Raw genomic sequence first — 13,133 nt, 5'->3', positions numbered from 1 at the left:
CCCGGCGGCCCCGGCGGCCCCGGCGGTGGCGCCGGCCGTCCCGGCGGTTACGGCGGCCGGCCGGGTGGTCCCGGCGGCGCCGGCCGCACCGGTGTCGGCGGTGGCCGTCCCGGCGGGCCCGGCGGCCGTCCCGGCGGCCCGGGCGGCGGTGGCCGCCCCGGCTTCGGTGGCCGTCCCGGTGGTCCCGGCGGCGGTCTCGGCCGTCCCGGCGGCTCCCGCTTCGGCGGCGGCCGCGGGCGTCCCAAGAAGCGCCGCGGCGGGCGTCGCCGCGAGGAGTTCGAGGCCATGGGGGCCCCGACCATCGAGGCCAACCCCGACATCTCGGTGGAGGGCCTGGTCCGGGTGCCCCGCGGGGTCACCGTCCAGGACCTGGCCGACCGTCTCGGCCAGCCCGCCGGCGACCTGATCCGCGTGCTCATGCAGATGGGCGAGATGCTGACCGCCACCCAGTCGATGTCCGACGAGGCGGTCGCCCTGCTGGCCGAGGAGATCGGCGCCCGCATCGAGGTCGTCGACCCGAGCGAGGCCGACGCCCTCCAGGAGATCGAGGGCTGGGAGGACACCGAGGCCGACAAGGACGAGGACCTCCGTCCCCGCCCGCCGGTCGTGACCGTCATGGGCCACGTCGACCACGGCAAGACCAAGCTGCTGGACGCCATCCGCAACACCGACGTGGTCGCCCGCGAGGCCGGCGGCATCACCCAGCACATCGGTGCCTACCAGGTCAGGGCGGGCGCCGACGGCCGCCTGGTGACCTTCATCGACACCCCCGGCCACGAGGCGTTCACCGCCATGCGGGCCCGGGGCGCGGCCGTCACCGACGTGGCCGTGCTGGTGGTCGCCGCCGACGACGGGGTCATGCCCCAGACCGTTGAGGCGATCAACCACGCCAAGGCGGCCGGGGTGCCGATCGTGGTGGCGGTCAACAAGGTCGACAAGGAGGACGCCAACCCGGCCAAGGTCCGCCAGCAGCTGACCGAGTACGACCTGGTGGCCGAGGAGTACGGCGGCAAGACCCAGTTCGTGGACGTGTCGGCCAAGACCCAGCAGAACCTCGACACCCTGGTCGAGACCATCCTGCTGGTCGCCGACGTCGAGCTGAACCTCAAGGCCAACCCCGACCGGCGCGCCCAGGGCTCGGTCATCGAGGCCCACCTGGACAAGGGCCGCGGCCCGGTGGCGACCATCCTGGTCCGCCGGGGCACCCTCCACGTGGGGGACGCGGTGGCCGCCGGGACCGCCTTCGGGCGGGTCCGGGCCATGTTCGACGAGAACGGCAAGGAGGTCACCGCCGCCGTCCCGGCCCAGCCGGTCGTGGTCATCGGCCTGTCGGCCCCGCCGAGCGCCGGCGACGAGGTCAGGGCGGTCACCGACGAGCGCATCGCCCGCGGGATCTCCCAGACCCGGGAGGCCCGCCAGCGCCAGGCGGCCATCGCCACCAGCCGGGCCCCGCGCCTGGAGGACCTGTTCGCCAGGATCCGCGAGGGCCAGCTCCAGGAGCTGCCGCTGATCATCAAGGCCGACGTGATGGGCTCGGTCGAGGCCATCGACGACGCCCTGGGCCGGATCGAGATCCCCGAGGTCCGGCTGCGCGTGCTCCACAAGGCGGCCGGGGCCATCACCGAGGACGACGTCAGCCTGGCCTCGGTGTCGGGGGCCATCATCATCGGCTTCTCGGTGCGGCCGACCCCGGCCGCCCGCGACCTGGCCAGCCGGGAGGGCGTCGACATCCGCCTGTACTCGGTCATCTACCAGGTGGTGGAGGACATCGAGAAGGCCCTCAAGGGCCTGCTCGCCCCCGAGTACGAGGAGCGCCAGCTCGGCACCGCCGAGGTCCGCCAGACCTTCCGGGTGCCCCGGGTCGGCCTGGTCGCCGGGTCGTACGTCACCTCGGGCGAGATCACCCGGGGGGCCAAGGCCCGCCTGGTCCGCGACGGCGTGGTCGTCTACGACGGCCGGATCGGCTCGCTGCGCCGCTTCAAGGACGACGCCCGCAGCGTCGCCGCCGGCTACGAGTGCGGCATCGGCCTGGACAACTTCCAGGACGTCAAGGAAGGCGACCAGATCGAGGCCTACGAGATGGTCGAGGTCCCACGGTAACCCGACGGCCCCGGGCCGGCGTTGCCGGCCGGCCCCGGGCCACCCCTGCTGCCATGTTCGTCGCCCTGCTCCGTCTGGACCTGCGCCTGCCCGACGCCGAGTCGCTGAAGGACAAGCGCTCGGTCGTCAAAGGCCTGGCTGCCGCCCTGCGCAAGCTCAACTGCGCGGTCGCCGAGGTCGATCATCAGGACCTGCGCCAGCGGGCCACCCTGGCGGTGGCCACGGTGGCCGGCGAGGGCTTCCACGCCCGCCGGGTGCTGGTGTCGGCCGAGCGGGAGGCGGAGCGCACGCCCGGCGTCGAGCTGCTGGCCAGCGACGTGACCATGTACGGACCCGAGGACTGAACCCGATGGCGAAGCCCAGCTACCCCCGAGCCCGCCGCCTGGCCGAGACGATCAGGCGGCTGGCCGGCGAATGGCTGGAGGCCGAGCAGGCCGACCAGCCAGGCGCCCTGATGACCGTCACCGACGTCCGCGTCACCGAGGACCTGCACCACGCCAGCGTCTTCTTCACCGTGCTCGGCGACGACGAGCAGCGGGCCGCCGCCGAGGCCTGGCTGGCCTCCTCGGCCCCCCAGGCCCGGACCTTCGTGGCCTCGCAGCTGCGGCTCCGTCATGCGCCGACGCTAGAATTCGTTCCCGACACCGTGCCCGGCCAGGGTGCGCGGATCGACCGGTTGCTGGCCGAGCTGGGCGCCACCCCGCCGGTACCGGACCAGGAGGGGTCAGGCGCGTGAGCATCCCGGAGCAGGACTGGCAGGCGGCCGTCGACGCGATCGCCCAGGCCGAGGTGGCGGTGATCTCCTGCCACATCCATCCCGACGGCGACGCCCTCGGCTCCGCTCTGGCCCTGCACCGGGCCCTGGCCAACGCCGGCCGCGAGGCGGTGGTGAGCTTCTCGGAGCCGTTCGTGATCGCCCGCCACTACCGCTTCCTGGCCGGGCTGGACCGGCTGGTCCCACCCGGCAAGGTGCCGCTGGACGCCGACCTGTTCCTCTGCTTCGACGCCGGCTCGCTCGACCGCCTCGGCACCCTGGTCGACGCCTTCCGGGGGGCCGCCCGCACCGTGGTCGTCGACCATCACGCCTCCAACACCCGCTTCGGCGACGTCAACCTGATCGACCCGGTGTCGCCGGCCAGCGCCGTGCTCTGCCGCGAGCTGCTCCGCCGCCTCGACCTCCCGCTCGACACCGACATCGCCACCGCGCTCTACACCGGGCTGGTCACCGACACCGGGCGCTTCCAGTACCAGGCCACCACCCCCGAGACCCACCACCTGGCCGCCGAGCTGCTGGCCGCCGGGGTCCAGCAGTACGAGGTCGCCAAGGCCGTGTTCGAGACCAACGACATCGCCTACCTGCGGCTGGTCGCCGACGCCCTCGGGCGCATCGCCCAGGTCCCGGAGGCGTCCCTGGTCTGGACCCGGGTCGACCTGGCCGACCTGGCCGCCCACGGGGTCGAGATGGACGAGACCGAAGGCCTGATCGACCTGGTCCGCACCGACGGGGCCAGCGACGTGGCCGCCGTGCTGAAGGAGCAGCCGGAGAGTGGCTACAAGGTCTCCCTGCGCTCCAAGGGGGCCACCGACGTCGGCCGGCTGGCCACCTCGTTCGGGGGCGGCGGGCACAAGTACGCCGCCGGCTACACCACCGACTCCGACGCCCAGGCGGCGGTGTCCGCCCTGGTCAAGGAGCTGGTCGGCCTGGGCGTTGGCCTGACCGGGTAGGAGGGCGGCCGGGCGTGGACGGGGTGCTGGTCTGCGACAAGGCGGCCGGGATGACCTCCCACGACGTGGTCGCGCGGGTGCGCCGGCTGGCCGGCCAGCGCCGGGTCGGGCACGGCGGCACCCTCGACCCGCCGGCCACCGGGGTGCTGGTCCTGGCCCTGGGCCGGGCCACCCGGCTGCTGCCGTTCCTGCCCACCGAGCCCAAGCGCTACCTGGCCACGGTCGCCTTCGGGGCCGAGACCGACACCCTGGACGCGGCCGGGACCGTCACCGCCACCGCCGACGCCGACGCGGTCGACGAGGCGGCCCTGCGCGCCGCCATGGCCGGCTTCGTCGGCCCCCAGGAGCAGGTCCCGCCGATGGTGTCGGCGATCAAGGTCGGCGGGGAGCGGCTGTACGCCAAGGCCCGCCGGGGCGAGCAGGTCGAGCGGGCGCCCCGCCCGATCGTGGTCCACGCGCTGGAGCTGCTCGGCTTCAGCGCCGGAGAGCGGCCGCTGGCCACCGTCGAGGTGGTCTGCTCGGGCGGGACCTACGTCCGGTCCCTGGCCGCCGACCTGGGCCGGGCCGTCGGCACCCTGGCCCACCTGGCCGGCCTGCGGCGCACGGCCGTCGGCCGCTTCACCGAGGACCAGGCGCACCGCCTGGAGGACCTGGCCGAGGAGGGGAAGCTGGCGGCGGCGGTGCTCGAGCCGGCGGCGGCGATAGACCCGGCGGCGGTCCGCGCCCTGACCCCGGCCGAGGCGTCCGCCCTGGCCACCGGCCGGACCCTCGACCCGACGGGCCGCGGCGACCCGGTGGCCGCCGTCGGCCCTGACGGCCGCCTGGTCGCCGTCATCCAGGACAGCGCCGGCCGCGCCCGCCCCAAGGTGGTGCTGGCGTGACCGTCAGGCGATTCGACGGGGTCGAGGCCGTGCCGGAGGACCTGGGGCCGGCCGTGGCCACCGTGGGGATGTTCGACGGGGTCCACCGGGGGCACCGGGCCCTGCTCGACCGGGTGGCCGCCGAGGCCGCGGCCCGGGGCCTGCCGGCGGCGGCGGTCACCTTCGACCGGCACCCGCTGGCCGTGCTCCGGCCCGGGAGCGAGCCGCCGTTGCTCACCACCCTGGACCGCAAGGTCGAGCTGCTCGGCGCCGCCGGCATGGACGTGGTCCTGGTGCTGGCGTTCACCAGGGAGCTGTCCCAGGTCGGGGCCGAGGTGTTCGCCGCCGAGGTGCTGTTCGACGCCCTGGCCGCCCGTGCGGTGGTGGTCGGCGAGAACTTCCGCTTCGGCCACAAGGCGGCCGGCGACCCGGCCCTCCTGGCCGAGCTGGGCCGCCCCCGCGGGATCGAGGTCGTGGCCGTGCCCCTGCACACCGACGGCGACCAGGTCGTGTCCTCCACCCGGGTCCGGGCCGAGCTGGCCGAGGGCGACGTGGCCGCCGCGGCCGCCTCCCTGGGCCGCCCGTACGCGGTCGAGGGCGAGGTGGTCGTTGGCGACCGCCGCGGCCGGCCCCTGCTGGGGGTTCCCACGGCCAACCTGGCCGTCCCCGCCGGGATCGCCCTCCCCGCCGACGGCGTCTACGCCGGGCACCTCACCGACGACGCCGACGGCATCGCCCGGCCGGCGGCGATCAGCGTCGGCACCAACCCCCAGTTCGGCACCGACCGGCGGGTCGAGGCCCACGTGCTCGACTTCGACGCCGACCTCTACGGCCACCAGGTGTCGGTCGGCTTCACCCACCACCTTCGCGGCCAGGCCACCTTCGCCGGGGTGGACGAGCTCGTGGCCCAGATGCGCGCCGACATCGACCAGGCCCGACGGCTGCTCCCGTCACCGCCGGGTGGTACAGTCCGGACCGGCGGGTTCTCACGCCCGACCCCCTGACCGGGCCCCCACGCGGCCCGGCATGGCGGGGGCGAAGGGGATGGCTGTCCTCGGGATCGTCTGGCGCTGGTCGACTCCATCGCCGGCGGGGTGGCACGGGGCGTGGGCCCGGCCGGCCGCTCCGCCGCCGAAGGAGCATCGATGACCGCGCACAAGCACCTGAAGGAGCGCATCCGCGCCCGCATGGCCAGGACGGGGGAGAGCTACACCACCGCCCGGCGCCACGTCCTCAACGCCCTGCCGCCGGCCTCCTACCGGCTGCTCGGCGGCGTCCACCCCGACACCCACGCCATCGCCGGGGTGCTGGCCAACCGGGGCCTGGTCGCCCCCCACACCGGCCAGCCCCTGTCCGAGGCCATGGTGCTGGGGGCCGGCGGCGGGCTGGGCGCCGGCTACATCCTCTGGGAGTTCAAGGCCCACGACGTGCGCACGCTGGTGTTCGGGTTCCGGAACTCCTGGCAGTACCCGGACCGCTGGGCCACCAAGACCTGCGCCCGCCTGGGCGTCCCGGCGGCCATGCACGAGACCGGCTCGGCCCGCAGGGCCGACGACGAGCTGCGAGCCGCCGTCGGCCAGGGCGTTCCCGCGATCGCCTGGGCCGACCAGCAGCTCCTCGGCTACCGGCACCTGCCGGCCTGGCTGGAGGGCCACGGCGGCCCCCCGGTGACCGTCTACGGCATCGACGAGGCCGCCAGCACGGTGCTGATCGACGACCGCAACCGGGCTCCGCTGACGGTGTCGCTGGACGCCCTGGCCGCGGCCCGGGCCCGGGTCGGGTCCTACAAGCACCGGCTGCTGGTGCTGGACGCCCCGGCCGCCGAGCTGGACACCGACCGGCTGCGCCGGGCCGTCCGCGACGGCCTGGCCGAGCAGGTCGAGCACCTCTCCCAGCGGTCCGACTCGTTCTCGCTGCCCGCCTTCCGCAAGTGGGCCCGGCTGCTCACCGACGGCGGCAACGCCAAGGCCTGGCCGAAGGTGTTCGCCGACCGGGTCAGCCTGTTCGACGCCTGCCTGTCGGTGTACGAGAACGTGGAGCCGGTCGGCTGGGGCGGCGGCAACCTGCGCGGGCTGTACGCCCAGTTCCTGGACGAGGCTGCCGGGCTGCTGGAGGCCCCCGGCCTCGGCAAGGCCGCGGCCGCCTACCGGGAGGCCGAGGCCGCCTGGCACGTGGTGGCCGAGACGGCCATGCCGGCCGACCGCGAGCCGTTCGCCGAGGCCCGCCGCCTCACCGTCCGGCTCCAGGCCCAGGTGGAGGCGGGCGACGCCGCCCAGGAGGAGGCGGCCGCCACCGCCGCCCGGCTGTGGGCCCTGCGCGACCGCTGGCGCCACCAGTTCCCCGGCGACACCGACGCCGAGGCCCTGCTGGCCGCCCTGGCCGCCGCCGTCACCGCCGCCGGCGAGGCCGAGGAGGCCGCCCTGGCCGTCCTGGCCGCCGCGGTGGGCTCCTGAGCAGCGGGTTCCGGCGCCCAGCGACCCGCCCGTGCTACCCTGGCGCGGGTGGCTGGGCCGATCGGCCCGGCGACCGTCCGGGACGCGGGACCCCTGGCCGCGCCGTTACAGCGCCAGCCGGGGCCCCCGGGCAGAATCCGCAGCCGTCATGGGAGAGGCAGCAGCATGCTGGTCAAGGACGACAAGGCCAAGATCATCACCGAGTACGCGACCAAGGAGGGCGACACCGGCTCGCCCGAGGTCCAGGTGGCCCTGCTCACCACGCGCATCAACGGGCTCACCGAGCACCTCAAGGTCCACAAGCACGACCACCACTCGCGTCGCGGGCTCCTGCAGATGGTCGGCCGCCGCCGGCGGCTGCTCCGCTACCTCCAGAACAACGATGTCGCCCGCTACCGGGCGCTCATCGAGCGCCTCGGGCTGCGCCGCTGACCGGGGTGGACGGACCAGGGTGCAGAGGACGGTGATGCCCCTGGCGCGCTGAGCAGGACCCTGCCGACCGGGATCGCCCCGGCCGATGTCAGTTGTCAGTGGTGAGCCCTGGACGCCGAGCCACGAGCATCGCCCAGGCCTTTCGACTGAGAACTGGCACCTCGCCCCCGGCTCCCGCCCGAGCAGGCCGCTCCGGCCGCGACCGCGGCCGGGCATGGGTTCGCCCCGCCAGGCGCGGGGCGGCAGAGGAAGAGGGAGAGATCCACATCTATGGCAGTTCATCGTGTGCAAGGCGCCGTCGGCGGCCGCGAGCTCTATCTGGAGACCGGCAAGCTGGCCAAGCAGGCGGGCGGCGCCGTCGTCATCGGGCTGGGCGAGACCCAGCTCCTGGTCACCGCCACGGCGGCCAAGCATCCCAAGGAACAGCTCGACTTCATGCCCCTCACCGTGGACGTCGAGGAGCGCATGTACGCCGCCGGCAAGATCCCCGGCGGCTTCTTCCGTCGTGAGGGCCGGCCGTCGGAGACGGCCATCCTGACGGCCAGGCTGGTCGACCGGCCGCTGCGCCCCTCGTTCCCCAAGGGGATGCGCAACGAGATCCACGTGGTCGCCACCATCATGTCGACCGACATGGAGAACCTCTCGGACGTGCTCGCCATCAACGGCGCCTCGGCGGCCGTGCAGCTGGCCGGCATCCCGTTCTCGGGCCCGGTCGGGGCCGTCCGGCTCGGCCGCAAGGCGGGCGACTGGATCGTCAACCCGACCTACTCCGAGCTCGAGGAGTGCACCTTCGACATGGTCGTGGCCGGCCGCCAGAACGAGGCCGGCGGGGTCGACATCCTCATGGTCGAGGCCGAGGCGACCGAGCAGGCCACGCGCCTGATGGAGGAGACCGGCGCCCCCAAGCCGACCGAGGAGGCCCTCGGGCTCGCCCTCGAGCTGGCCAAGACCCACATCGCCACCGCCTGCCAGCTCCAGGTCGAGCTGGTCCGCCAGGCCGGCGCCCAGCCCCGCGAGTACCCGCTGTTCGCCGAGTACGGCGAGGACGTGGCCGGGGCCGTCCGGGCCGCGGTCGAGGCCCAGGTGCGCGAGGCCATCACCATCGGCGACAAGGCCGAGCGGGAGGTCCGCCTCGACGAGCTCAAGGCCGAGGCCGTCCAGGCCGCGACCGAGCAGCTCGGCGAGGCCCTGGCCGGCCGCGACAAGGAGGCCTCGGCCGCCTTCCGCAGCCTGACCAAGGAGCTGGTCCGCCAGCGGGTCGTCAAGGACGCCAAGCGGATCGACGGCCGCGGGCCGCGCGACATCCGGCCGCTCGAGGCCGAGGTCGGCATCCTGCCCCGGGCCCACGGCTCCGGGCTGTTCCAGCGCGGCGAGACCCAGGTGCTGAACATCACCACCCTCGGCATGGTCCGCATGGAGCAGATCGTCGACACCCTCGACCCCGAGGACCGCAAGCGCTACATGCACCACTACAACTTCCCGCCCTTCTCCACCGGTGAGGTCGGCTTCATGCGCGGGCCCAAGCGCCGCGAGATCGGCCACGGCGCGCTGGCCGAGCGGGCCCTGCTGCCGGTGATCCCGGACAAGGAGGAGTTCCCCTACGCGCTGCGGCTGGTCTCGGAGGTCCTGAGCTCCAACGGCTCGACCTCGATGGCCTCGGTGTGCGCCTCCACCCTGTCGCTGATGGACGCCGGCGTGCCCATCAAGGCCCCGGTCGGCGGCATCGCCATGGGCCTGATCGCCGAGGGCGGCGAGTACGTCACCCTGACCGACATCCTCGGCGCCGAGGACGCCTTCGGCGACATGGACTTCAAGGTCGCGGGCACGCGCGAGTTCGTCACCGCCCTGCAGCTCGACACCAAGCTCACCGGCATCCCCAGCGAGGTCCTGATCGGCGCCCTGACCCAGGCCCGTGACGCCCGCATGGTCATCCTCGACGTCATCCAGGCGGCCATCGACCGCCCGCGCGAGCAGCTCAACCGGCTCGCCCCTCGGGTCCATGTCGAGCAGATCCCGGTGGCCAAGATCGGCGAGCTGATCGGTCCCAAGGGCAAGCGGATCAACGAGATCCAGTCGACCTCGGGCGCCGAGATCTCGATCGAGGACGACGGCCGGGTCTACATCGGGGCCACCGACGGCGACCAGCTCGACATCGCCCTCAAGATGATCCGCGAGCAGATGAACCCGGTCATGCCCCAGGTCGGCGAGCGCTACCTGGGCACGGTGGTCAAGACCACCACCTTCGGGGCCTTCATCTCGCTCACCCCGGGCAAGGACGGCCTGCTGCACATCTCGCGCCTCGGCAAGAAGGGGCAGCGGGTGCGGGCCGTCGAGGACGTCGTCAACGTCGGCGACAAGCTGCTCGTCGAGGTGATGGAGGTCGACCGCCAGAACCGCATCTCCCTGAAGCTGGCCGAGGAGGGCGAGGGCGAGGCCAACGCCGGCACCGGCGCCCCGGCCGCCGACGGCGGCGGCGAGGAAGGCTGAGGCGGTGACCGGAGCCGGGTTCGAGCGCACCGAGCTGCCGGGCGGCTTGAGGGTCCTGACCGAGCGCATGCCAGCCGTGCGCTCGGTCACCCTCGGCATCTGGGCCGGCGTGGGGTCCCGTGACGAGACCCCACGCCTGGCCGGCGCCTCCCACTACCTGGAGCACCTGCTGTTCAAGGGCACCCGCCGGCGCTCGGCCCGCGACATCGCCGAGGCGATGGACGCGGTCGGCGGCGAGACCAACGCCTTCACCTCCAAGGAGTACACCTGCTTCTACGCCAGGACCCTCGACCGCGACCTGCCCCTGGCGGTCGACGTCCTGGTCGACATGCTGCGCTTCTCCAAGATGGCCGCCGCCGACGTCGACGCCGAGCGCACCGTCATCCTGGAAGAGATCGGCATGCACAACGACGCCCCCGACGACGTCGTCCACGACCTGTTCGCCGAGACCCTGTTCGGAGGGCACCCGCTGGGCCGGCCGGTGCTGGGCACGGTCGACTCGATCACCAACATGCGACGCGACGCCATCGCCCGCTACTGGCGGCGCCACTACGTGCCCGGCAACCTGGTGGTGGCGGCGGCCGGGAGCCTGGAGCACGACCAGGTGGTCGAGCTCGTCGCCGAGGCGTTCGGCGAGGCCGGGGCGGGCGATCCCATCGGCCCCCGCGAGGGCCGGCGCGAGCCGCGGGTCAACGGCGGGGTCGCGGTCCGGCGCAAGCCGACCGAGCAGGCCCACGTGGTGCTGGGCAGCCGCGGGCTGTCCCGCGCCGACCCGCGCCGCTTCGCCCTCGGCGTCCTCAACGTCGCCTTCGGCGGCGGGGTCAGCTCGCGGCTGTTCCAGGAGGTGCGGGAGAAGCGGGGCCTGGTCTACTCGATCTACTCCTACGCCGCCCAGTACACCGAGACGGGCTCGTTCTCGGTCTACGCCGGGGCCGCGCCCAAGCGCATCCACGACGTGCTGGCCATCGTCCGCGACGAGCTGGAGCGGGTGGTCGCCGAGGGCCTGACCGAGGCCGAGCTGGAGCGGGGCAAGGGCCACCTGGAGGGGTCGCTGGTGCTGGGCATGGAGGACACCTCCGGCCGCATGACCCGCCTGGGCAAGTCGGAGCTGACCTTCGGCGAGATCCTCTCGGTCGACGAGGTCATCCGCCGCGTCGACGCCGTCACCGACGCCGACGTCCGCGCCGTGGCCAAGGAGGTCCTCGGCACCGGCCCCCGCGCCCTGGCCCTGATCGGGCCGTTCGACGACGACGGCTTCGCCCAGTACGTGAGATGAACGGCATGGGGTCCGCCTTCGGCGGACGCTCGATTGGTTCCGACCGCCAAGTGCGCCGGTCGGTCTGCGTCTTCTGCTCCTCGGCCGGGGGCCTGCCCGAGACCTACCGGTCCGCGGCCCGCGACCTGGGCCGCGAGCTGGCCCGGCGCGGCCACCGGCTGGTCTACGGCGGCGGCAACGTCGGCCTGATGGGGGAGCTCGCCCGCTCGGTCCACGAGCACGGCGGCACCGTGGTCGGGGTCATCCCCCAGGGGCTGGTCGACCGCGAGCTGGCCTACGACCGGGCCGACGAGCTGCTCGTCACCGAGACCCTGCGCGAGCGCAAGGCCGAGATGGACGCCCGGGCCGACGCCTTCGTCGCCCTCCCAGGCGGGTTCGGCACCCTGGAGGAGCTGCTGGAGGTGCTCACCCTGCGCCAGCTCCGCCTCCACGACCGGCCGATCGTGCTGGTCAACGGGGCCGGCTACTGGGACCCGTTCCTGGCCATGGTGGCCGACATGGTCGCCCAGGGCTTCGCCCCCCTTGGCGAGGGCGCCCTGTTCCAGGTGGCCAGGACCGCCGCCGAAGCGGTCGACCTGGCCGAGTCCGGCCCGTCCCCGATCGCCGGCCCCTTCGACGGCCGCGGCGCCCCCGTGCCCGAGGCCGCCCTCGAGGACTGGACCGCGCTCCCCGGCGACCCGCCCCCCCGCCGCGCCGGCGGGGCCACGGTCGAGCGCTGACCAGGCGGGCGCCTGGACCGGCTCAAAGGTTGCGTCAGGTCAGCGGGAACGGCGGCTGGCGCCACCAGGGGGCCGGGTCGAGGTCGATCGAGGCCACCCACTTGACCCACCAGAAGCCGCGGCGGCCGGGGGCGACCAGGCGGGCCGGGAAGCCGTGGCCGGCGCTGAGGGGGCGGCCGGCCAGGCGGGTGGCGAGGAGCAGGGCGCCGGCGTCGGCCAGGGGGAGCCGGCGCCGGTAGCCGGTGGCCGAGGTCACCACCACGTCGCCCGCGGCCCCCGGGGGGAGCAGGCGGTCCAGGCGGACCCCCTCCCAGGTGGCCCGGGCGTACCAGCCGCCGGTGCAGTCGAGCACGGCCTCGACCCGGTCGCCGAAGCCGGCCAGCTCCTCGTAGGTCCAGTCCCGGGTCGTGCCACCGGCCGTGACCCGCAGCCGCCAGGCGGCTGGGTCGAGCACCTGGACCCGGTCGTCCAGCCACTGGGTCACCGGGATCCGGGCCGGGTCGGTCACCGGCAGGGAGCCGGTGAAGCGGCGGCGGGCGCCGGGCAGGGCGGCCAGGCGGGTCGCGCCCTCGACGGCCAGGAGGAGCAGGCCGGCCCCGCCGGCGACGATGCCGGCGCGCAGCAGGGCCCGCCGGGACAGGTCGGTGCGGCGGGCCCTGGGCCCGCCGCGGACGGCGGCGTGCCAGGCCAGCAGGGGGACCGCGGCCAGGGCGGCGCCCACGTGGACCTGCATGGCGCTGACCGGCCCGAGGCTGGCCGCCGCCCCGGTGGCGTGGGCCAGGCCGGCCGCCACCGCGACCAGCACCAGGACCCCGAAGGCCACCGACGCCCACCGGCCCGGGCCTGGCCGCCTGGCCAGGCCGCGGCGGACGACGACCGACTTCCAGGGGGCCAGGACCAGCACGGCCAGCCCGGCCAGGCCGTGGGCGATCACCACCGGCCGTCCCCACCCGGTCCCGGCGGCGAACGCCAGCGCCCCGGTGGCCAGGGCCGCCACCAGCACGATCAGCAGGGCCAGGTTGGTCCGGCGTGCCCCCATGGTCCCACTGTAGGACGAGATGGTTGCCGTGTGCGGGTGACC

General features: G+C 74.7%; 12 protein-coding genes. 11 read left to right on the top strand and 1 reads right to left on the bottom strand.

All coding sequences use genetic code 11. The annotated features are described in order from the left end of the window. The 11 genes from infB to VF468_07190 all read left to right on the top strand — a co-directional run. Positions 1-2,100, top strand: a 2,100-nt coding sequence (infB, locus tag VF468_07240) for a translation initiation factor IF-2 (GenBank protein HEX5878100.1), incomplete at its 5' end; no start/stop codon positions are given. Between the two features lie 53 nt (positions 2,101-2,153). Beyond that, the gene (locus tag VF468_07235; GenBank protein ID HEX5878099.1) at positions 2,154-2,444 is read left to right on the top strand and encodes a DUF503 domain-containing protein; all 291 of its coding nucleotides are present in this window, start codon (positions 2,154-2,156) and stop codon (positions 2,442-2,444) included. 5 nt (positions 2,445-2,449) lie between these two features. Further along, on the top strand, positions 2,450-2,836 hold the full coding sequence (gene rbfA, locus VF468_07230) for a 30S ribosome-binding factor RbfA (protein ID HEX5878098.1): 387 nt from the start codon (positions 2,450-2,452) through the stop codon (positions 2,834-2,836). Then, positions 2,833-3,825 carry a bifunctional oligoribonuclease/PAP phosphatase NrnA gene (locus VF468_07225; protein ID HEX5878097.1) on the top strand — a complete coding sequence of 331 codons (993 nt, stop codon included), beginning with the start codon at positions 2,833-2,835 and terminating at the stop codon, positions 3,823-3,825. Before rbfA ends, VF468_07225 begins: the two co-directional genes overlap by 4 nt. Positions 3,826-3,839: 14 nt before the next feature. Further along, complete coding sequence (gene truB, locus VF468_07220) at positions 3,840-4,706, top strand: tRNA pseudouridine(55) synthase TruB (GenBank protein HEX5878096.1); 867 nt, start codon at positions 3,840-3,842, stop codon at positions 4,704-4,706. Then, positions 4,703-5,689, top strand: coding sequence for a bifunctional riboflavin kinase/FAD synthetase (locus VF468_07215; GenBank protein HEX5878095.1), 987 nt, complete (start codon positions 4,703-4,705; stop codon positions 5,687-5,689). The genes truB and VF468_07215 overlap by 4 nt, the downstream gene beginning before the upstream one ends. 141 nt (positions 5,690-5,830) lie before the next feature. Then, the gene (locus VF468_07210) at positions 5,831-7,138 is read left to right on the top strand and encodes a BtrH N-terminal domain-containing protein (GenBank protein HEX5878094.1); all 1,308 of its coding nucleotides are present in this window, start codon (positions 5,831-5,833) and stop codon (positions 7,136-7,138) included. A 165-nt stretch (positions 7,139-7,303) separates the two neighbouring features. After that, complete coding sequence (gene rpsO, locus VF468_07205; GenBank protein HEX5878093.1) at positions 7,304-7,570, top strand: 30S ribosomal protein S15; 267 nt, start codon at positions 7,304-7,306, stop codon at positions 7,568-7,570. 270 nt (positions 7,571-7,840) lie between these two features. Then, on the top strand, positions 7,841-10,057 hold the full coding sequence (locus VF468_07200) for a polyribonucleotide nucleotidyltransferase (protein ID HEX5878092.1): 2,217 nt from the start codon (positions 7,841-7,843) through the stop codon (positions 10,055-10,057). A 4-nt stretch (positions 10,058-10,061) separates the two neighbouring features. Continuing rightward, on the top strand, positions 10,062-11,333 hold the full coding sequence (locus tag VF468_07195) for a pitrilysin family protein (protein ID HEX5878091.1): 1,272 nt from the start codon (positions 10,062-10,064) through the stop codon (positions 11,331-11,333). A gap of 50 nt (positions 11,334-11,383) precedes the next feature. Beyond that, on the top strand, positions 11,384-12,052 hold the full coding sequence (locus tag VF468_07190) for a TIGR00730 family Rossman fold protein (protein HEX5878090.1): 669 nt from the start codon (positions 11,384-11,386) through the stop codon (positions 12,050-12,052). 34 nt (positions 12,053-12,086) lie between these two features. Here VF468_07190 and VF468_07185 read toward each other — a convergent pair whose 3' ends face one another. Further along, positions 12,087-13,091 carry a molybdopterin-dependent oxidoreductase gene (locus VF468_07185; protein ID HEX5878089.1) on the bottom strand — a complete coding sequence of 335 codons (1,005 nt, stop codon included), beginning with the start codon at positions 13,089-13,091 and terminating at the stop codon, positions 12,087-12,089. Positions 13,092-13,133 lie beyond the last annotated feature (42 nt).

This window comes from Actinomycetota bacterium (assembly GCA_036280995.1).
Lineage (GTDB): Bacteria > Actinomycetota > CALGFH01 > CALGFH01 > CALGFH01 > CALGFH01.
Note: the sequence above shows the minus strand (reverse complement) of the source record. Positions and strands in the feature narration are given on the sequence as shown.

What these genes read in the sequence shown, in the direction of transcription:
- VF468_07200 (HEX5878092.1), top strand. Translation starts at nt 7,841, where the DNA reads ATGGCAGTTCATCGTGTGCAAGGCGCCGTCGGCGGCCGCGAGCTCTAT.
- rbfA (HEX5878098.1), top strand. Translation starts at nt 2,450, where the DNA reads ATGGCGAAGCCCAGCTACCCCCGAGCCCGCCGCCTGGCCGAGACGATC.
- VF468_07185 (HEX5878089.1), bottom strand. Translation starts at nt 13,091, where the DNA reads ATGGGGGCACGCCGGACCAACCTGGCCCTGCTGATCGTGCTGGTGGCG.
- rpsO (HEX5878093.1), top strand. Translation starts at nt 7,304, where the DNA reads ATGCTGGTCAAGGACGACAAGGCCAAGATCATCACCGAGTACGCGACC.
- VF468_07210 (HEX5878094.1), top strand. Translation starts at nt 5,831, where the DNA reads ATGACCGCGCACAAGCACCTGAAGGAGCGCATCCGCGCCCGCATGGCC.
- VF468_07235 (HEX5878099.1), top strand. Translation starts at nt 2,154, where the DNA reads ATGTTCGTCGCCCTGCTCCGTCTGGACCTGCGCCTGCCCGACGCCGAG.